Origin of the sequence: Kitasatospora sp. NPDC093102 (assembly GCF_040683915.1) — a bacterium.
In the GTDB taxonomy this organism is placed as follows: domain Bacteria; phylum Actinomycetota; class Actinomycetes; order Streptomycetales; family Streptomycetaceae; genus Kitasatospora.
This window is the reverse complement of sequence record NZ_JBFBFA010000052.1, coordinates 23,141-43,815: the sequence shown is the minus strand read 5'-3', so window position 1 is coordinate 43,815 and position 20,675 is coordinate 23,141. Positions and strand designations below refer to the sequence as shown.

Genomic DNA, 20,675 nt, shown 5'->3' with positions numbered 1-20,675 from the left:
GCCCGAGTCCAAGTGCATCGACATCGCTGTACCCCCAGTTCGCGCCCGCGATTCTGCCGCACAACACACTCACAGCCGCGGACGCCACACACCTCATGATCGCGTCGACTTCACCCGAATTGGGCAACAGGGTCCGTCACGGAGAGTACAAGCGCCGGCTTCCGCTCCGATGTTCCTCAACCCCCAGGTACAGGACGCGGTGGGGCAGCCGGGCGGCGGCTGGGCCGGTCTGCTCAGCGCCCCGACCGTCTGGCCGTCAGACCGACGGCCAGACGGTCGGCGTGGAGGGCGCGGGCGGCCTCGCGTTCGCGGCGGACGAACTGCGCGGTCGTGTGGATCGCCCCGAGGAGGACGGGGATCAGGACGAGGTCGAGGAGGTGGGTGCTGCGCTGGACGGCTTGGCCGGGCGGGGTGGCGAGCGCGGGGCCCACGACGACGGTGAGCATCAGGATGAAGGCGGCGGCGGCCCAGAGCGCTCCGACCGTCCAGGGCGAGGTGAGGCGGCGCCGCATCGGCAGGCCCTGCGCTGCGCGCAGGACGTCCTCCTGGTGGCGTTCGACTGCCCGACATCGGGCGGCGGCAACGGCCAGGGCCGGCGGGGTGATCAGCCAGACCAGGATTGACGCGAGAACGACGGAGGCGTCGCCCGGCATGGACACCAAGGCGGCAGCCACCGGCAGCAGCCACGCGGAGACGACCGCCCAGGAGACCAGCCGGGCCGAGCGGGGGACATCGAGCGCGGGCCGCCGCAGTGTGCGCAGATGGCGCCAGGTCACCGGCAGGGGGACCAGGGGAATCATGACGGTCATCACTACGGCGCTGCCCACGTCGTCCCCTTCATCGACTTCGGCCCGTCCAGGGCGTGGTGGACCAGCTTGTCACGGCACGGCATCCCGAGGTGGGGAGTACGTCAAGGCTGTTTGACCGCGATGGTGCTGCCCCGTCCGGAAGACGCCGGGCCCCAGGCTCACCACGATCAGGCCGCCGGAGCAGAGCGGCTGGGCGGCCGGGACGGGGATGCCGAAGCGGGGGCCGCGGCGAACTCCTTCCGGTGGACGGACCGATCCTGACGACGGTGCCGGCCCCGGCGTACGGCCGCACCGCGGCAGCCGAGCGGAGCGTCTACACGATCGGCGGGCGGCCGGCCCGGGTGAGGCGCAGCACGGTGTTCCAGGACATGGGGCGGCGTTCGCCGTGGCCGCCGCGCAGGCCTTCGCGGAACCCGGCGAACCAGGTGGTGAGGGCCTTGCGGTCCCTGGTCCGGGCCGTGGTGATCAGTACCCACAGGGTCAGGTAGGCGGGGACCAGGGGGGCGGGGAGGCGCCGGTAGGCGATCCAGACGCGGTTGCGGGCGACCAGTCGCAGGTAGAGGGCGTGGCGGGCGGGGTCGGTGGCGGGGTGGTGGATGACGATGTCCGGGGCGTACCAGCCGGTGTGGCCGTTGTCCCAGAGCCGCCAGCTGAGGTCGAGGCCCTCGTGGTAGGGGAAGAAGTGGCCGGGCCAGCCGCCGGCCTGCTCGTAGGCGGCGCGTCGGACGAGGACGACGCCTTCGGCCATGACGGTGCCGGGCCGGGTGGGGTCGCTGGCGCGCAGGCGAGGGCCCCAGCGGCGCACGGTGATGCCGGTGTCGGGGTCGGCGATGCGGGGCTGGACGTAGACGGCTTCGGGGTGGCGGCGGGCCTGGTCGACGAGGCGCGCCAGCACGCGTTCGTCGGGGAGGTGGGCGTCGTTGTCGAAGAAGAAGATGAACTCGCCCGCTCCGGGCCCAGCCAGGGCGTCGGCACCGACGTTGCGGCCCTCGGGGATGCCGAGGTTCTCCGGGAGAGCGAGGGCTTGGACGCCTTCCGGGACGTGGTCGGGCTGGCAGCCGTTGCCGACGACGACCGCGCGCAGGTCGACGTCCTGCTGGGCGAGGAGGGAGGCCATCGCCGGCGGGAATTCGGCCGGGCGGTCGTTCATGGTCAGCACCACCGCGTCGACGGTCGCCTTCGGACTGGGGGTCAAAGGAGTCTCCGGGGTCAGGCGGCCTGGGCGTGGCGGTGGAGTTCGGCGGCGGTGCACCCGACGCCGTTGAGCCAGCGCTGTTCGGAGGCTACCTCGCCAACCGGGTGCCGATTTGCTCGGAAGGAGGCCATGGCCGTCCGGGACACAGCCGAGGTAGGCATCCAGACAGTCGGTACCCGGCTCGCGACGAAGGTGTTCAGCAACGTCCTACGCGGTGAACTCCAGAAAGGTCCTGACTTCAGCTGCGCCCGCGTGCTGTCGCAGTTTCGCCCGAAGCTCGGCCAGAGCAGTGCTGCCGCGCGCGGAATTCACGCCACCCATGTGCTCCACGGCCTGGTGGGCCACCGCCACGGCCTGCTCGACGTCATTGAGTTCGAGATACGCCTCGGCAGCCCGGGCCTCGTAGATCGCTGCTCCTCGGGGGAAGGAGTCGCCGTCGTAGTCGTCGTAGATCTCGGCCCTGCCGGCGGTGGCGGCCTGCTGGAAGTGGACCAGGGCGCGGGTGGGGTGGCCCAGGTTGAGCGCGGAGCTACCGAGCAGCTGGTGGATCTCTCCCAGGTTGACCCAGTACATGGACGGCAGGTCTTCGTCGAGGGGGACAGCGCGGCTGTAGGCGTCCAGAGCTGCGTTAGCTTCCCGGTCGGAGGCGCGCAGATCCCCGGCCTTGGCGTATGCGCGGCAGGCCCGGGCGTGGAGCATGGCGAGCATTCGGGCGGAGCCGGTGGCCTGGCCGTGGGCGTGGGCCGCTGCGACGAGAGATACCGCTGCACGGGGATCGCCGGTCGAGTAGCACTTGATGGCCCAGAAGGCCAAGGTGTTGGCGAGCACCTCCGGAGCGTGGGCGGCGACCGCGTCTTCGGCGGCGTCGGCGAAGTGTTCCTCTGCGCGGTCGGGGTGTCCGCTGTCGTAGGCGGTCCAGCCCGCGGCGCGCTGGGCGTCGGCGGCGGCTGCGAGCAGACGCTGGCCGGTGCTCTCGTTGTAGGTGGTGGTGTTCAGCGCGCTGGCGATCATGTCGAACTCGTTGACGGCAGCGTTGTAGACGTGGCCGGAGCCGAACTTGTCGTCGAGGTGGCGTAGGGCTTCCAGGCGCTCTTCATGGAGGGTAGCGACGCTGTCGCCGACCCGGCGGCCGGCACCAGTGCGGGTGGGGGTGGGGGTGAGGGGAGCCAGGGCGATGGCCATGCCGCTGGCCGCGGTTGTGATCATGAACCGACGACGTTCCACGGTTTCACCGGCCTTTCGGGCCTTCAGCGCGGTCGGGGTCGCGCGGTGCTGTGCGAGTAGGACATCGGGGACGGCCCGTTCCAGCCAGGCAGGCCAGCCGAGTTCCAGGACATCTCGTTGGGGAACGCTGAGGAGATGGGCGAGTGCGAGTTGTGCCTCCCGGTCGGGCGTGGTGCCGTTCTTCCACCGATGTAGCTTCTGCTTGTTGGTGGCGAAGTTGCCGAACCCCAGGTGCTGGTGCCGGTCCCCAACCCGTTTCAGGAACGCTTCCGCCTTCCCTCCGTGGTGTCTGACGAGGTACTCCAGCAGGGCCCCGACATCGCTCAACGGTGCACTCACCTCCGTTGCCGGATCGACGGTCCCAGTGTCCCTGCGTGAAGCTGTTTCCGGGAGAGGGCGGCCAAGGTGGATGACCGCTGGATGACCGGGAGGCCACCCGAGATGACGCTGGCGCCCTTCCTGTGACCTCCCGTCAGGAGTCTCCTAGGACGGCCGGGACGCTCAGTCCGGGTCGGAACCGCAGGTCTCGGACCGCGGTCACTCGGTCGGCGAATCGGTTTGACGCACGTTCGGGTCGTTCACGTCGTCAGGGGGAAGAGTGGCGTCATCACGGGCAGATCAGCCCGAATTCGGGTTGTCGCGAGCGGGGACGTTGAGGCGGGCCGATGATTTCGTCGGCGAAATCCACGAGCATGGCCGGTCGGCGGTCTCGATCGTCGTGTCCCCGTCCGCGTGCTGGGGAGCAACGGTGGAAGGGTGCGAGCGTGGCCTGCTCGCACGGACGGTCTTCGCGGTTGTCCTGGCGATCGCCACCGGCAGCAAGGATGTGCGGCTGGCCTGCGGTAGCGAGGAGGCCGGAGAGCAGCTGCAGGTCGAGGAGCTCCAGGTCGTGCCGCATGTCTCGCTGCGGGAGCTCTCCCACCGCTGGGTGAGCGCTCCGCCGACCGGGACCGGCTCGTTGGCGGCGCTGCGGCGGCTGGTCGGTGTCGGCGGAGCGCCGGCATTCCACTTCGCCGGAGACGGGCAGGCACCCCGTGACCTCCTGTCCCCTCTGAGCTGCGTGTTCCGTACGGTCCCGGAGGGCCTGGAGTGGACGGTCACCGCGCGGAATGGATCCGCGGACCCGGGTCTGCTTCACGCACTCGCCGACCAGGTCGCAACGATTCTGCGAGCGCTGGCCAACAACCCGGACGTGACGGTGGAGCAGGCCGCCGGGACGGTGCGGCCGCTGGCGTTCGAGATCCGAGTCCTTGGCGCCACGGGCACGGCCGCGGAGGCCCTGCACGCCTGGGGGAAGGCCATCGGCCTGCCCGTGTCCGCGCGCCGTGTCGAACCCGGGGACGCGGTCCTGCCTGCCACGGCGGACGGTGGACTTCAGCTGGCCGGCTGGGGCGCGAACCTCGCCGTCGTCGGCCGGGCCCTGGGCACTCTGCCGCAGCCGCACCCCGCCCGTGCAGAGCACGAGATCCCCTCGGCGGGTTGGGGCGCGCTGCCGGACGGGCGCGCGATCGCGGAGATGCACCCGAATGAAAGCCGCGAGCTCTACGACGAGATCGTGGTCCGGAACCAGTACCTACGGCATGGCCTTCAGGTCTGCGACGGCGACGTGGTGGTCGACGTCGGCGCCAACGTCGGCGTGTTCGCACTGTTCGCCGCCGCGCAGGCGGCCAGGGTCACGGTGCACGCCTTCGAACCGGTCCCCGCCGTGGCCAAGGCGCTGGAGGCGAACATGAACCTCTACGGGATCAGCGGCACGGTGACCCGGGCCGCCGCCGGCGCGAGCGCCGGCGTCCGCACGCTCACGTTCTATCCGCAGTCGTCCCTCCAGTCCGGCTTCTACACCGATTCCGACCGTGACCGGCACATCGTGCGCGACTACGCCCGCCACCAGGCCGAGGCCCTACCTGGACTTCCGGACGATCTACGGACGGCTGCCGCCGAGGCCCTCGAACCGACGGCCCTCGCGCGTACGGCCGACCGGCAGGAGCTCGCGGTGCCGGTGATCCGCCTGTCGGACTGGATCCGCAGCAACACCGTGGGCCGCATCCACCTGCTAAAGGTCGACGCCGAACGCGCGGAGGAGGACGTCCTCGCCGGGATCGACGACGAGCACTGGACCCTCATCAACCAGGTCGTCGCCGAAGTCCACGACCTCGACGGACGGGTGGAACGGCTCCGGGCCCTGCTCCAGAGCCGGGGCTTCGAGACGGTCGTCGACCAGGACGCGCTGTTCGCCGGATCCGAGATCTACATGCTGTACGGCCTGCGGCCCGGCGTGTCGCGCCCGGAAGCCCCCTGGCTGGGCCGCCAGATCGAAGCCGCCGAGCGCTGGGCCGCCACGTCGGCCCTGCCGCTGTACGTGACCGTTGCGCCCGGAGCGAGCGCCGCCGCGACGCGGCAGGCCCGCCGGGCCGTCGAGGCACGCGGCCTCACCTGGGTGGAACCGCCACCCTCCTGCGCTCCGGCCGGCATCGGCACCGAGGGATCGGAGGTGGTGCTGCCGTGGGCGGAGGCGGTGCTGCGCCGGACGACCGCCGCGCAGCGGCCGGTGACCAAGGCCGTGGTCGTGGACGGAGACAACACCTTGTGGGGCGGGGTGTGCGGCGAGATCGGGCCCGAGAACGTGGACGCCGGCGGCCCCTACCGGCAGGTACAGGAGGCGCTGCGGGAGCAGCTGGAGGCCGGGCGGGTGCTGTGCCTGTGCTCGCGCAACAACCTTGCCGACGTGGAGGCGGTGTTCGCCGCTCACCCGGACATGCCGCTGATCCTCGGGGACTTCGGGTCGGTGCGCGTGGGCTGGGGCCCGAAGTCGACCGCCATCGGTGAGATCGCCGACGAGCTCGGCTTCGCGGTGGAGTCGCTGGTCTTCGTCGACGACAGCGCCGCCGAACGCGCCGAGGTGGCCATCGCGCACCCGGGAATCACGGTCGTCGACCTGCCGGCGGACCCACGGGAGTTCCCCGCAGCCCTGCACGGGACGTGGCAGCTCGCCCTGGAGGGCACTGGGACCGCGGAGGACCGCGCGCGGACGGGCCTGCTCGCGGCGGAGGCCCGGCGCCGCCGGGCCGCAGCGCAGACGGCGACAACGGCCGAGTACCTGGAGCAGCTGGACCTCCGCGTGGAGGTGTCCCCCGCGACGGAGGACGAGGTGGAGCGGATCGCACAGCTCGCGGCCCGCACCACCCAGTTCAACCTGACGCTGCGCAGCCACACGCCCGGAACGGTCCGTCAAGTGCTCGACGGCACCGGGGTGGCGCTGTCGGTCCGGGTACGCGACCGCTTCGGCGACTACGGGCTCGTCGGCTTCGTCTCGGCGGAGGCCGACGGGCGTGTGCTGCGGGTGAGGGACTTCTTCGTCAGCTGCCGCGCGCTGGGCCGCAACGTCGAGTGGTGCATCCTGCGGGAGCTGGCCGAGCGGGCCACCGCCCTCGGCCTGGACGGCATCGCGCTCACCGGCACGCCAGGGCCGCGCAACCGGCCGGCGCTGGAGTTCGCCGACGCGGCCCGGACCCGGTTCAGCCTCGCCGATGCCCCCGACCTGGTGGATGCGTCGGCCGCCGCAGCCCTGGAGTGGCGGCTCCTCACCGCACCGCAGGCCATCTCGGCCCCGGCCGCCGATGGGCACCCGGCCGCCTGGGCGCCGTCGCAGGTGCGGTGGCCCGTCTCACAGCAGGCCGCCACGCTGGCCGCGGACGCCTACCGGCGCCCCGGCGAGACGGCGTCCACCACCCCCTACGTCGCGCCGCAGACCGAGACTGAGCGCCGGATCGCCGAGGTGTGGGAGGAGACGCTCAGGGCCGCGCCGGTCGGCGTCCACGACGACCTGTTCACGCTGGGCGGCGACTCGCTGAGCGCCGCGGTGATCTGCGCGCGCCTTCGCCGCCACGGTGTGGACCTGGCGGTCCACGAGCTTCTGGCGCAGCCGACCGTCCGCGGGGCGGCCCGGCAAGCGGGCGCCGGACAGCGGCTGGCGGTCGAGCTGCCGGCGGACGAGGAGTTCGGGCCGGCGTCGCTCGGGCAGCAGCGCATCTGGGCGGCGGAGGCGATCGGAGGGCGCGGAAACGCCCAGGTCATCCCCCTGGCACACCGGATCGCCGGCCCGCTCGATCTGGGCCGGCTGCGTTCGGCGCTGGCGGCGGTCGTCGCCCGGCACCCGGCCCTGCGCACCGTGCTGGTCGACGGCGGCGGGACGCTGGTGCAGCGACGGCTGACCGCCCAGGAGGTCGACATCGAGGTCAGCGACCTGTCGAGCCTGCCGGAGCCCGACCGCGCCGACCAGGCTGATCTGCTGTCCCGCCGGTTCTTCCAGGCGCCGTTCGACGTCGGCCGGGACCTGATGCTGCGTGCGGCCCTGCTGCGGCTGGCCCCCGACGACCATGTGCTGCTGCTGACGCTGCACCACAGCGCCGCCGACGGCTGGTCCGTCGACGTCCTCCAACGGGACCTGGGCGCCGCGTACGCGGACCCGCAGGCCCTGGCTGGCGCTGCGGACGGCGCCACGTTCGCCCAGTACAGCGCTGCGGCGGTCCGGCGGCGCGGGAGCGGCGTGCTCGACCAGGGCCGGGCTGCCGTCCGCGCCGCGCTCGACCGGACGGCGGCCCGGTCCTGGAGCACCCCCACTGGTCTGCCCGTCGAGCCGCGCCACCTGCGCTTCGCACTGGACGCCGACCTGGTGGCCTCCGTGCGGGCGGCGGCGCGCAGCCGCTCCACTCCCCCGGTCGCGATCCACCTCGCGGCCTGGCAGCTCCTGCTCGCCGCCGCGGCTGGCAGCGACGCGCTGGTGACGGGTTGCCCGGTCGCGGGCCGCGCTCAGGAGGCGTTCACCGACACGGTCGGCTTCTTCGCCAACCTCGTCCCCGTCCCGGCACGCTTGGACTGGTCCACCACCGCTCGCGGACACCTCGACACGGCGGTGACCGCCGCGATCGAGGCGCTGAGCCACGCCGAGGTGCCCTACGGGATGGTCGCCGACGGCGCCGGCGCGGTGTTCGACACGCTCTTCACCCTCCAGCCGCCCGCCGCACACCCGCTGCGCCTGACCGGCTGCACCGTCGCGTGGAGCGAGCCGGCGCTGTGGCCGGTGCCGTACCCGCTGATGCTCGACGTCCAGGAGCACGCCGACGGCGCGAGCGCACTGCTGCGCTTCGACGCTCACGCCCACCACCCCGTGGATCCGCCGTGGCTGGCCGAGGCGTACCCGCTTGTCCTGGCCGCGCTCTGCGCCCTGCCCGAACTGCCCCTGCACCGGCTGCGCGACCTTCTGCGGCCCGGCGCCGCCACCGTGCGCGACCTGGTCCGCGACCGACTGGCCAACCTGCGAGAGGACGGCGAATCCCGGTGACCACCACGAGCCCCCGACCCGCCACCACCACCACCGTGTGGCAGATCACCGCCGCCGACGGCCTGGCCGTCGTACCGGCCGCACCGCAGCACCGCCACTTGGCCGCCCACCCTGCGGCCGCGTTCACCGCCCCGCTTCTCGAACTGCGGCTGACCGGGCCGCTAAACACCGACCGGCTCCGCGCGGCCGCCGAGCACACCGTGCGCGAGCACACCGCGCTGCGCCGCCGCCTCCCCGTCACCGTCGGCGGCGACGGGGAGCAGCCGCTGGTCGGGCTCGCCCGCCTCGTAGACGGCGGCCACACCCTCACCCTGAGCCCGACGCTCGGCTCGGTGGATACCACCGGCCTGGTGCGTGCCGCGGCGACCGTCGCCGCCGGCTACCGGACCGGGACGGTGGCCGGGGCGAGCGGGCCGGATCCGCAGACGGTCGACGCCTTCCTCGCCGGCCTGCTCACCGACCCTGGTGCCGCTGGCGGCCGCGAGCACTGGCAGGCCCGTCGGCTGGAGGCGGGGGCCGAGGAGCTGGCCCGCGCCCTGGTGATGCGCACCGCCGCACCCGGCGCCCGGCTGCACCTGCCCGTGCCGCTGGGCGACGCGGCCGGTACCCGGATCATTCGGCTCGCCCGGGACCTCCAGGTCGGTGTGGACGCCGTCGTGGTGACGGCGTGGCGGCTCCTGCTGGAGCGGGTCGCCCCCGGCGAGGACGGGGCGATGGGCCTGTTCATCCCTGGGCCGGTGGAGCAGTTGCCGGACACGATCGGCCTGCTGGGCCGCTGCGTCCCCGTGCCGGTGCGCCTGGACTTCGCCGGTTCGCTCGTCGGCACCGTCCGCGCCTGCCACCGCGAGATCGCGCTCGCCGCCCGGCTCGGCGACTTCTTCACCCACTCGCAGCCCGGCGGCGAGTACACGGTCGGCGTCCGGCACGTGGAGGCGCCCGGGCTCGACTTCGGTCCGGGCCTGGACGCCAGCGTCGAGGCGCTGCGGGCCGCGACCGACCGCCTCCGCCTCGACCTGCACTCCCTGCATGCCGACGGCCGGCTCCATCTCGCCCTGGACGTGGACGGCGCCGCCGTTGCCGAGGAGAGCGCCCGGTGCTTGGCCGACTGGCTGGCCGCTCTGTGTACCGGTCTGCCGGACCTGCTCGACGCCCCGGCCACGGCGGTAGTCGGGCGGATCCTGGACCCGCTCACCTCCAGCAGCCGGCTTCGCGGTGCCGACCGGCCCGGCGTCGGCACCAAGGTACCCGCCACCCTGGGGGAGGCGTTCGACGCCCAGGCCACGCGTACCCCGCTCGCCTGCGCCGCCCGCGACGACAACCAGGAGGTCACCTACCGCGACCTGCACGCCGCGAGCGCCGCGCTCGGCCGGACGCTGGCCGAACGAGGCGTGGCCGCCGGGGACCGGGTGGCCATGTGCATGAACCGCCGGGTGCCGCTACTGGCCGTGCTGCTGGCTGTCGCCCGCTGCGGCGCCGCGTTCGTTCCGATCGACCCGGCCCTCCCGCGCGGCCGGGTGGCCGACCTGCTCGCCGATGCCGACCCGCGACTGATCGTCACGGACCAGCACCGCCCCGACCTCCCGCCGGGCAGCGCGCCCGTGCTGCGCATCGACGCGCTGCCGCCCTACTCCCCCGCAGCCGGACCCGAGCCGGTCGCGGCCGGGCCGGAGACGGACGTGTACGTCATCTACACCTCCGGCTCGACCGGCCGTCCCAAGGGCGTGGCGATCACCCACGCCGCGCTGATGAACTACCTCGGCTGGGCCTCGCGCCACTACGGCACCGCGGACGGCAGCGGCACCCTGGTCCACTCGTCGATCAGCGTCGACATGACCGTCACCAGCCTGTTCCTGCCGCTGCTGACCGGGCAGGCCGTCACCCTGCTGCCCTCCGACGAGCCCAAGGACCTGGCCGACGCCCTTTCCCGGGCCCGCGACCTGAACCCGCTGAAGGTCACCCCGGGCAGCCTGCGCCTGCTCACCACCTACCTGACCGGCGACCAGATCACCCGGGCCACCCGGCACCTGGTCGTCGGCGGCGAGCAGCTGACCGCCGCCACCCTGAACCTCCTAGACGCGCCCGGCCTGCTCGTCACCAACGAGTACGGGCCCACCGAAGCCACCGTCGGCTGCTGCGCCCACACCTTCCGCCTGGGCGAGCACCCGGCGGACGGCCCGGTACCCATCGGAACGCCGATCCAGGACACGACGATCGAGCTGCGCACGCCGGACGGCCGACTCGCTCTGCCCGGCACCGCCGGGGAACTCGTCGTCACCGGGCCCGGCGTCGCGGCCAGCTACCTGGGCCGGCCCGCCGAGAGCGCGGCCCGCTTCACCACCGACCCGCACACCGGCACCCGCTCCTACCGGACCGGTGACCTCGCCGTCCTCGGCCCCGGCGGGCACCTGGTGATGCTCGGCCGCGGCGACGACCAGCTCAAGATCCACGGCTACCGCGTCGAACCCGGCGAGATCGAAGCCGTCCTGACCAGCCACCCCGGCATCACCGCGGCCGCCGTCGTCACCAGCGGCACCAGCGGCACCAGCGGCACGCCGGTACTCGCCGCGTTCCTCGTCCCCGCCCCCGGCGCCGATCCGGCCGCCCTGCCCGAGGCTGCCGCTGCGCTCGCGGCCGACCGGCTGCCGTTCTACGCCCGCCCCGACCGGTGCGAGGTCCTCGACCAGCTGCCGCTACGCGGCAACGGCAAGGTCGACCGCCGTGCCCTGGCCGAACGCCCCGCACCCGCCACCAGGGAGGAGGCGTTGGACGCGGACGACCCTCAGCTCGGCGTGGTCGCCGCGCTGTGGAGCGAAGTCCTTGCCGCGCCGCCGACCGGCCCGGACGCCAACTTCTTCGCCTCGGGCGGCGACTCCATCAAGGCGGTCCTGCTGGCCGGCCGGGCGCAGCGGGCGGGCCTGGAGCTGACGGTGCACGACATCCTGCAGCAGCGGACCCTGCGCCGGATCGCCGCCGCGGCGCGCCCGGCCGGCGCGCGGGACGCGGTGGACCCCGGGCCCGTGCCGCTGACGCCCCACCAGGCCGGGTTCCTCGCCCGCGCCACGGCTCGGCCCGAGCGGTGGACGGTGCGGTGGAGCGCCGATGCCCCCGCCCCGGTCGACACCGGGTGCCTGGAGCGGGCACTGGAGGCGACCGTCGCCGGGCATGAGGCGCTGTGGACGTCCTTCACCCAGGTCGGCGGCCGGTGGACGGCCCGGCTGGGCGAGCCCGGCCCGGTGCCGGTGCACGTCCTCGACCTGGACGCCGTCCCGGCCGCCGAACGGGAGCGGGCCGTCGCCGGTTTCCTGGAGGAGGCGGAGGGCGAGATCGACCTCGCCGGACGGCTGGTGGGCCTGTGCCTGATCCGCGCCGCCGGGCAGGCGGACCGGCTGGTGTGGGTCGTCCACCACCTGGTCGCCGACGTCGTCTCCCTGCAGGGCCTGAGCGATGAGCTGTGGCAGGCCTACGCGAGCCCGGCCGCGCCGGCGCGGCGGCGCGGGGACGGGTACGCGGCGTGGCTGCGGGACCAGGACAGCCGGCCCGCCACCCCCTTCCCGGCCTGGCCCGGGTCCGGCGGCCCGGGCGCATGCCGCACCGTCGTCTCGCGGCTGGGCGCGGACGCCCGCCGGGCTCTGTCCGCTGCGCAGCAGGCCGCGCCGCGCTGGGCTCTCGCCGTGCTGGGGGCCGCTCTGCTGGGTGCGCTCGCCGAGGTGCGCCCGGACCTGCCGCCCGCGCTGTGCGCCGAGCTCCACGGCCGCGACCGTCCCGGGCTCAACCTGGCGGCCGCGGTGGGCTGGCTCACCGACTTCCGGTCGCTGCGGGCCGAGCGGCACGTGCTGTCCGACCCGGCGGCGCTGGCCGCCGTCCTGCACCAGCGGATCGAGGAACCCCACGACTGGGCCGGGGCGCTGCCGCCGGTGGCGCTGAACTACCTGGGCGACCTCCCGTCCGGCCGCGGCCCCGACCTTCCGGACGCTGATGTGAGCCCGCTGTTCGGCCTGGAGGCCGTGGTGTGGAGCACGCCGGATGCGGTCGAGGTCGGGTGGCGCTTCGACGAGGCGTTCATCCCGGCCGCCACCGTCGACCGGCTCCCCGAGGCCTTCGCCCGCCACGCGGCCGCCGCGCTCACCATCCGCCCGCAGACCGCCGCCGGGCCGGCCGGGCTCTCGGCCGCCGACCTGAGCCGGATCACCGCCACGTTCGAGGGATGACGATCATGACCGACCGAACGATCGCCGCAGTCCACCCCGCCACCCCTACGCAGCAGGGCTTCCTCCTCGGCACGCTCACCGCCGCCCCCGACGACGCCCTGTTCGTCGAGCAGGCCGTCTTCCCCCTGACCGGGCCGCTGGAGATGCCGCTCCTTGAGCAGGCCCTGGCCGGGATGATCGACGGCCACGACATCCTGCGGACCGGCCTCGCCTGGAACCTGGCCGCCGACCCGCAGCAAGTCGTCCTCACCCACGCCGAGAGCGCGATCCGTGTCGTGGACAGCCGCGGCCACGGCACCGCCCGCCGGCAGGCCGACCTGGAAGAGCTGCTGCGCGCCGAGCGGGCCCAGCCGTTCGACCTGACACGGCCGCCGCTGCTGCGCCTGGCCGTCCAGCACCTCGACGGTGACCGGCACCACCTGGTGTGGACCCACCACCACGGCGTGCTGGACGGCTGGTCGCACCTCGACCTCGTCCACGAACTCCTGCTGCGCTACGCCGGCCACGTTCCGCCCGGGCGGGCGGGGTTCGGCGCGTACGCCCGCTGGCTGGCCACCCAGGACCGCGGCCAGCCGCAGGTGTACTGGGCTCGGCACCTGGCCGGCTACCAGGTGCTGCCCGCGGCCGCCGAGCACCCGCTCACCCCGGGCCAGGAGCGGTACGGGCAGCACCGGCTCGACGTGGACGCCGCCACCGCCGAGGCCCTGGACAGCTTCGCCCGCACGCACGGCACCACGACGGCGGCCGTGCTGGTCTCCTGCTGGGGCCTGGTCGCCGCCCGGCACCGCGGCCGCGACGACATCGCCATCGGGGTCACCGTCTCCGGGCGCACGGTCGCCTTCCCCGGCGTCGCCGACCTGGTCGGGCCCGTCGCGACGACCGTACCGATCCGACTGCCCGCCCCGGTGGGGGACGCCGCCGACTGGGTGAGCGGCATCCAGGACCTGCTCACCGGAGCGGAGGCGCACAGCCTGTGCTCCACCGCGGACCTGTACGCCTGGACCGACCTCGCACCGGGCGGCGCCCTGTACGACAGCGTGGTGTCGATCGCCAACTACCCGCACACCGGCGGCTCCACCTCGGGGGCCGGGCTGGTGCTGGAGACGGCCGGGATCCGGTCCGAGGGCGGACGCACCCGCCACCTGCTCGCCCTGGTCGTCGAGACCTTCGACGGGCTGCGGCTGCGCCTGGTCAACGACCGCACCCGCGTCGGCGACGACGACGCCCGCGCCGCGCTGGACACCCTGCACACGATGCTGCGCCGCCTCGTCGGTGGGACGCCGGCCGTGGTCACCGACCTGGTCACGGCCGCCCGCGGCCTTGTCCCCTTCCAGCCCCGCCCGCCCGCACCGGCGGCCCACCCGGTGTCCGGCCGGGCCGCCGACGACGGCGACCCGCTGGTGCGGGTGCTGGCCGATGCCTTCGCCGACGTCCTCGGCCAGCCGGCAGGTGCCGACGACGACTTCCTCGCGGCGGGCGGACACTCACTGCTGGCGCTGCGGCTCACGACCCGGCTGCGGACCGCCCTCGGCGTCGACCTCACCCTCGGCGACCTCCTCACCGCCGGTACCCCCAGGGCGCTGGCCACCCGGGTACGCCACCTCCTCACCGCCGACACCACCGCGCCCGACCCGCTGCCCCCGCTCACCCCCGCCGCGCCCGCCAACGCCGGGAAGCCGTTCGCGCTGACGGGCATCCAGCAGGCCTACTGGACCGGGCGCAGCGCGGACTTCGACCTCGGCGGCGTCGACTCCCACCTCTACACCGAGGCCGACCTGCCCGAGGTCGACCTGGAACGCCTGGCCGCCGTGTGGCGAGCCCTGATCGACCGGCACCCGATGCTGCGCGCCGTCACCACCCCCGACGGCCGCCAGCGAATCCTGGCCGACGTCCCGCCGTACCGGATCCGCACCGCGGACCTGCGTACCGACGCCGACCCCGAGGCGCAGCTCTCCCGGATACGCGAGCGCCTGGCCCACGCCCGCCGCGACACCGGCGCCTGGCCGCTGTTCACCATCGAGGCGGCCCTGCTGCCCGACGGGGCCACCCGTCTGTTCCTCAGCTTCGACCTGCTCATCGGCGACGCGCTGAGCTGGCAGATCCTCTACCGCGAGGCCCGCACCCTCTACGAGGACCCGGGCGCCGAGCTGCCCGCTCTGAAGGTGACCTTCGCCGACTACGTGGCCCACTTGCCCGCCCTGGCCGCCGGGGCGCGCTACGAACGCGACCGCGCCTACTGGCGGGCGAAGCTCCCTGCCCTTCCCGCGTCGCCCGCGCTGCCGTTCCTGCCCGAGCCCGCGGGCACCGCCAGCGGGCCGCAGTTCTCCCGGCTGCAGCTGCGCCTTCCCGCCGACGACCTCGCCGCGCTGCGCCGCCTTGCCGCCGCGCACGGTGCGACCCTGTCCGCGCTGCTGCTCGCCGTCTTCGCCGAGACGCTCGGACGGTTCACCAACAGCAGCGTCTTCCTGCTCAACACCACCGTCTACAACCGGCCCGACGTCCACCCGCAGATCAACCTGATCGTCGGCGACTTCACCTCCACCGTCCTGACCGGCATCGACTTGGGCGCGCCGACGTTCGCCGGCCGGCTGCGGGCGCTGCAGCGCCAGCTGTGGGCCGACCTCGACCACGCCCGCTACAGCGGAGTCGAGGTCCTGCGGGACCTGCGCCAGGCCCGCGACCGGACCGCGGCCTCCGCGCCCGTCGTGTTCACCAGCACCCTCGACCTCGAGGTGCCCGGCGCCGAGCCAGCCACCCCGTTCCCCGGCACCATCGGCTTCGGGATCGGCCAGACTCCGCAGGTCCTGCTCGACTACCAGACCTACCAGGCGGCCGGTCACCTCGTGATCAACTTCGACACCGTCGACGGCCGCCTGCCCGACGGTCTGGTCCAGGCGATGCTCGACGACCACGCGGTCCAGCTGCGCACCCTGATCGACGACCCCTCCGCCCCCGAGCGCCCCCGCCTGGGCGCCGCTGCCCCGGCGCCTGAGCTCGCCGCGCCACTCGGCAGTGACCGGCTCCTGCACGAGCCGTTCTTCGACCAGGCCGGGAGGCACCCTGGGCGCACCGCGATGGTCTGCGACGGCGAGCGCACCACCTACGGCGAACTCGCCGCCGCGGCCCGGCAGATCGCGGACCGGATCACCGCCGCCGAGCCCGCCAGCGAACTCGTCGCCGTGCTGTGCCGACCCGGCCGCGAACAGGCCGCCGCCGCTCTCGGTGTCCTGCTCGCCGGATACGCCTACGTGCCCCTGGACCCCGCCTGGCCCGCCGAGCGCCTCCATGACCTCCTGGACTCCACCGGCACCGCGGTCGTCGTGAGCGAGCAGGAGACGTCGGCCCGCACCCGCCTGCCCGCCGGCCTGACCGTCCTCCTCACCGACGACCCCACCACCGCCAGCTACACGGCGGCGGGCCGGGCGCAGCGGGGTCGCACGCCGGACGACCTCGCGTACGTGATCTACACCTCGGGGTCCACCGGCCGTCCCAAGGGCGTCATGATCTCCCACCGGGGCGCGCTCAACACGATTCTCGACGTCAACGAGCGCTTCGGCATCGGGGCGACGGATGCGGTGCTGGCGGTGTCCCCGGCCACGTTCGACCTCGCCGTCTGGGACCTGTTCGGCACCCTCGCGGCCGGCGCCACCGTGGTGGTGCCCACCCGCGACCAGCGCCGGGACCCCGCCGCCTGGACGGCACTGGCCCGCACCGAGCACGTCACCGTGTGGAACAGCGTGCCGGTGCTGATGGACCTGTTCCTGGACGCCCTGCCCGCCGGTGACGCGGTGCTGGAGGGCCTGCGGGTGTGCCTGCTCAGCGGCGACTGGATCCCCCTGGACCTGCCCGGGCGGCTGCGCGAGCGCGCTCCGAAGTGCCGGATCGTCAGCCTCGGCGGCGCCACCGAGGGCTCGATCTGGTCGGTCCTCCACGAGATCGGCGACGTCGACCCGGCCTGGTCGAGCATCCCGTACGGCACCGCGATGACCGGGCAGAGCGTCCAGGTCCTCGACGAGCAGCTGCTGCCGTGCCCCGTGCACGTCCCCGGCCAGCTGTACATCGGCGGCCACGGCACGGCGCTGGGCTACTGGCGGGCCCCGGAGCTGACCGAGGCCGCGTTCGTCTTCGACGGCCGCACCGGCCGCAGGCTGTACCGAACCGGCGACTGGGGCCGGCTGCGCCCCGACGGAACCCTGGAGTTCCTCGGCCGCCGCGACGCCCAGGTCAAGATCCGCGGCTACCGCGTCGAGCTGCGCGAGGTCGAGACGGCGCTGCGCGCGGTTCCCGGCGTGGAGCAGGCCGCCGTCGTCGCCACCGGGGAGCGCACCGCCCGGCGCCTGGCCGCCTTCGCCGTCACCGCCCGGCCCCTGGACGCGGTGCGCGCCGACCTCGCCCGCCGCCTGCCCGCCCACATGCTCCCGGCCTCTCTCACGGTCCTGCCTGAGCTACCGCTGAGCGCCACCAGCAAGGTCGACCGCGGCGCGCTGGAGCGCCTCGCCGCCGACCTCGACCACCAGGCACCACAGCCCGCCACCGGGCCGTCCCGCCACGACACCGCCCTGGAGAACGAGGTGCGGGCGGCGCTGGCCGCGATCGTGCCCGGCCGGCCCGGGCTGGACGATGACCTCCTCGCCTTCGGGATTACCTCCGTCGATGTGATCCGTCTCGCCAACACCGTCGAGCAGCACGCCGGCCGGCGCCCCGACCTGAAGGACTTCTACGCCGCCCCGACCCTGCGAACCCTCCTCCAGCAGGCCGATGAGCCCACCGATACCCCGGTGCCTGCCGCGCCGGGCGTGTGGTCCGGCTGGCCGCAGCTGACCGACCCCGCCGAACGGGCCGCCTTCCGCGCCGCCCGGCCCGCCCACGGCCCGGCCCCCGCCACCCGCACCCTGCCCGACCGGGCGCCCGGCAACCTCGACGTCCGGGCGCGGCGCCGCACCCCGCGCACCTTCGACCCCCTCCCGGTCACCCTGGACGCGCTCGCCGACTTGCTCGACAGCCTGCGCCGCACCGAGGCCGGCGGCCGGCCCGCCTTCCTTTACCCCTCGGCGGGCGGCCTGTACGCGGTCCAGGTCCACCTCCACGTGCGGCCCGGCCGCGTCCAGGGCCTGCCCGGCGGCCTGTACGGCTACCACCCCGACGCGCACGACCTCACCCCGCATGCCCCGGACGTCGACCTCGCCCCCGGCATCCACCTCGGCCCGGCCAACCGGCCCCTCGCGGGCACCGCGGCGTTCAGCATCTTCCTGGCGACCGACCCCGCCGACTCCGCCCCGCTGTACGGGCCCGACGCCGAGCCCCTCGCCCTGCTGAACGCCGGCTACATCGGCCAACTGCTGTGCACCACCGCCATCGATGCGGGCCTCGCTCTGGCCCCGGTGCACGGCCTCGACTTCGACCGGATCCGCTGGCTGCTGCCCGGCGGCGAACGCCTCGTCCTGCTGCACACCCTCCTCGGAGGCATCCCCGACCACCCCGCCACCGGAGGAGAGCCCGCATGACCACCACCGCCACCAAGCTCCCGGTCGTCGTCACCGACAGCGCGCCGCTCTCGCCCGGCCAGGAGCGCCTGTTCGACGCCGAGTTCGCCCTGCCCGACGGCTCCTGGCCCGCCCCCGGCACGCCGACCCGGCTGCGCCCGATCGACACCGCCGCCATCCGCATCGACGGCCCCCTGGACACCGCCGCACTCCGCCGCGCCGTCACCGCGCTGGTCGCCAGGCAGTCCGCGCTGCGCACCACCTTCCGCCGCCGGCCCGACGGCACCCCCGTCCAGCTCGTCACCGACCGCACCCCCGGCCCGATGAGCTGCCAGGCGCTCCACCCCGGCGCCGGCCAGGACCTGCCCACCGTGGAGGAACTGCTGTGCCACGCCCCGGCCCACCTGGTCGACCCCCGCCAGGACCCACTCTTCCGCGTCCACCTGCTGCGCCTGGACCAGGAGCGGCACGTCCTGCTGCTGCAGATCCACCACGCCGTCAGCGACGGCTGGTCCATCAGCGTCCTCTACCGCGACCTGTCCGAGCTCTACAACGCCGCCCACACCGGGCAGGACGCGGACCTGCCCGCGATCACCCGCAGCTTCGCCGCCCACAGTCGGCAGATGCGCGCCGAACGACGGGGCCCCGAGGAGCAGCGTCAGCTCGCCTACTGGCGCCGCCGACTCGCCCCGCCGCTGCCCGGTCGCCCGGCCGCGGCGTCGATCGACGGCTTGAGCCCGGTGGACGTCGAGCCGGTCCTCGTGCCGGCCGACCTCGTCCGGGGCCTGCGCGAGACCGCGGCCACCAGCGCGCAGCGCGGCGGCGTGGCCGGGCCGTTCCTCGCCGCGCTCGCCCTGGTCCTGCACCACCACGGCGGCGAGCGGGACGTGCGGATCGGCATGATGATCTCGAACCGGGCCCGGCCCGGAGCCGAGCACCTGATCGGCTACTTCGTGAACACCGCCGTGATCCGGCTGCACGTCGACCCGCAGATGACCGCCGGGGATCTGGTGGCGGAGGCGAACACCGCCGTCACCGAGGCCATCGAGCACCAGGCTCTGCCCATCCAGGACCTCTACCAGGACCTGGGCGACACCGGCGCCCTCGGACAGGGCCCGCTGTACCGGGTGACGCTCGCGCTCAACACGATGCGCACCACCTCGCTGACCCTGGACGGTCTGCGCTGCCAGGACATCGACCTTGAGCGGCTCGGCCCCCGGCGCGCGCCGACCAACATCGAGCAGCGCTGGGTCCTGGACGAGCATGCCGGCCACCTGGCCGGAACGCTGACCTGGCGCACCGACACCGCCACCAGGCCCGGCATCGGGGCCACGCTCACCGGCCTCGACCAGGCGCTGCGCGCCGTCACCAACCCCCACACCCTCGTCGCCGACATCACCGCCACCCTGCCCCGGGCGACGCCGGGGGCCCGGTGAGCACCGCCCCAGCAGGCGTGCCGCTCACCGAGCAGGACACTGCCCGCCTGCTCGACGCGTACGGCCTGACGCTGCGAAACGCAGGGTCGTTGCCGGGCGGCATGGAGAACGCCCACCTCAAGGCGCAGACGGCCACCGGCACGGTCGTGGTGACCGTGCTGAACAAGAAGACGTTCGGGCAGGCCGAGGAGTACGCCCGCTTTCTGCGGCACCTGGAACTCGCCGAAGCCCCGGCACCGCGGCTGCGGCCGCTGCGCGACGGCGGCTGGGTCACCCGGCACGACGGCCGGCCGGTCATCGTCTGCGACTTCGTCGACGGGCGCAGCCCCGCCCGGCTGCCGGCCCGCTTGGTCCACGAGGCCGGGTTCCTCCTCGGGAGGGTGCACCGCACCGCGGCGGCCGACTTCGACAGTGCGCTGCGCCCGCACCTGCGGCTTTACGACGCCGACGCCGACACCCTGGCCTCGCTGCCCGACGGGCCGTTCGGCCGGTGGGCGCGCTCCACCTGGCAGGCCGTCGGCCACGTTCCCGAGCACGACGCTCCCCTCGTCCCGGTCCATGGGGACCTGTTCCCGGACAACATCGTCGTCCGCGGCGGCCGGAGCCTGGTGTTCCTCGACTGGGAGGACGGCTCGCTGGACCTGCCCCACCTGGACGTGGGGATGGCGCTGCTCGGCCTGTGCTGCCGCCGCGGATTCTCCCCGCGGCGCGCCCGCCGTCTTCTGGCCGGCTACCAGCAGGGCAGCGGAAAGGCGCTGGACGGTGGCCTGGTGCGCGACGCGGCCCTGTACGCGGCCGTCCTCGTCGCGCTGCGCCGCCACCGCTGGCAACAGGAACACCGGCGCCTGCCCGCCGGGCGCTCGGCCGCCGCCATGCACCACCTCGCCAACTCCCTGTCCGACCGCTGGCCGCAGCTTCAGCCGTAAGCCCGGCCCGCCACCCGTGACCCGCGCGCCCCGCCGGGCGCGCCCCCGAACCC

Annotated in this window: 8 protein-coding genes; 5 read left to right on the top strand and 3 right to left on the bottom strand. The window is 74.3% G+C overall.

Annotated elements, in window-relative coordinates; translation table 11 throughout:
• Positions 1–233: 233 nt before the first annotated feature.
• From AB0O11_RS34850 to AB0O11_RS34840, 3 genes are all read right to left on the bottom strand, one after another.
• On the bottom strand, positions 234–827 hold the full coding sequence (locus tag AB0O11_RS34850) for a hypothetical protein (RefSeq protein WP_363395113.1): 594 nt from the start codon (positions 825–827) through the stop codon (positions 234–236).
• 295 nt (positions 828–1,122) lie between these two features.
• The gene (locus AB0O11_RS34845; RefSeq protein WP_363395116.1) at positions 1,123–1,959 is read right to left on the bottom strand and encodes a glycosyltransferase; all 837 of its coding nucleotides are present in this window, start codon (positions 1,957–1,959) and stop codon (positions 1,123–1,125) included.
• Between the two features lie 252 nt (positions 1,960–2,211).
• Entirely contained in the window at positions 2,212–3,555 is a 1,344-nt protein-coding gene (locus AB0O11_RS34840) for a transcriptional regulator (RefSeq protein WP_363395110.1), read from the bottom strand.
• Between the two features lie 421 nt (positions 3,556–3,976).
• On the opposite strand from AB0O11_RS34840, the gene AB0O11_RS34835 reads away from it, so the two are divergent.
• The 5 genes from AB0O11_RS34835 to AB0O11_RS34815 are packed head-to-tail and all read left to right on the top strand — an operon-like array spanning position 3,977 to position 20,622.
• Complete coding sequence (locus AB0O11_RS34835; RefSeq protein WP_363395107.1) at positions 3,977–8,569, top strand: FkbM family methyltransferase; 4,593 nt, start codon at positions 3,977–3,979, stop codon at positions 8,567–8,569.
• Positions 8,566–12,777, top strand: a complete 4,212-nt coding sequence (locus tag AB0O11_RS34830) for an amino acid adenylation domain-containing protein (protein WP_363395104.1) — start codon at positions 8,566–8,568, stop codon at positions 12,775–12,777. The genes AB0O11_RS34835 and AB0O11_RS34830 overlap by 4 nt, the downstream gene beginning before the upstream one ends.
• Positions 12,778–12,782: 5 nt before the next feature.
• A complete protein-coding gene (locus AB0O11_RS34825; RefSeq protein WP_363395101.1) occupies positions 12,783–18,281 on the top strand; it encodes an amino acid adenylation domain-containing protein in 5,499 nt (1,832 codons plus the stop codon).
• Positions 18,278–19,696 carry a condensation domain-containing protein gene (locus AB0O11_RS34820; protein ID WP_363395098.1) on the top strand — a complete coding sequence of 473 codons (1,419 nt, stop codon included), beginning with the start codon at positions 18,278–18,280 and terminating at the stop codon, positions 19,694–19,696. The genes AB0O11_RS34825 and AB0O11_RS34820 overlap by 4 nt, the downstream gene beginning before the upstream one ends.
• Positions 19,693–20,622 carry a phosphotransferase gene (locus AB0O11_RS34815; RefSeq protein WP_363395095.1) on the top strand — a complete coding sequence of 310 codons (930 nt, stop codon included), beginning with the start codon at positions 19,693–19,695 and terminating at the stop codon, positions 20,620–20,622. Before AB0O11_RS34820 ends, AB0O11_RS34815 begins: the two co-directional genes overlap by 4 nt.
• Positions 20,623–20,675 lie beyond the last annotated feature (53 nt).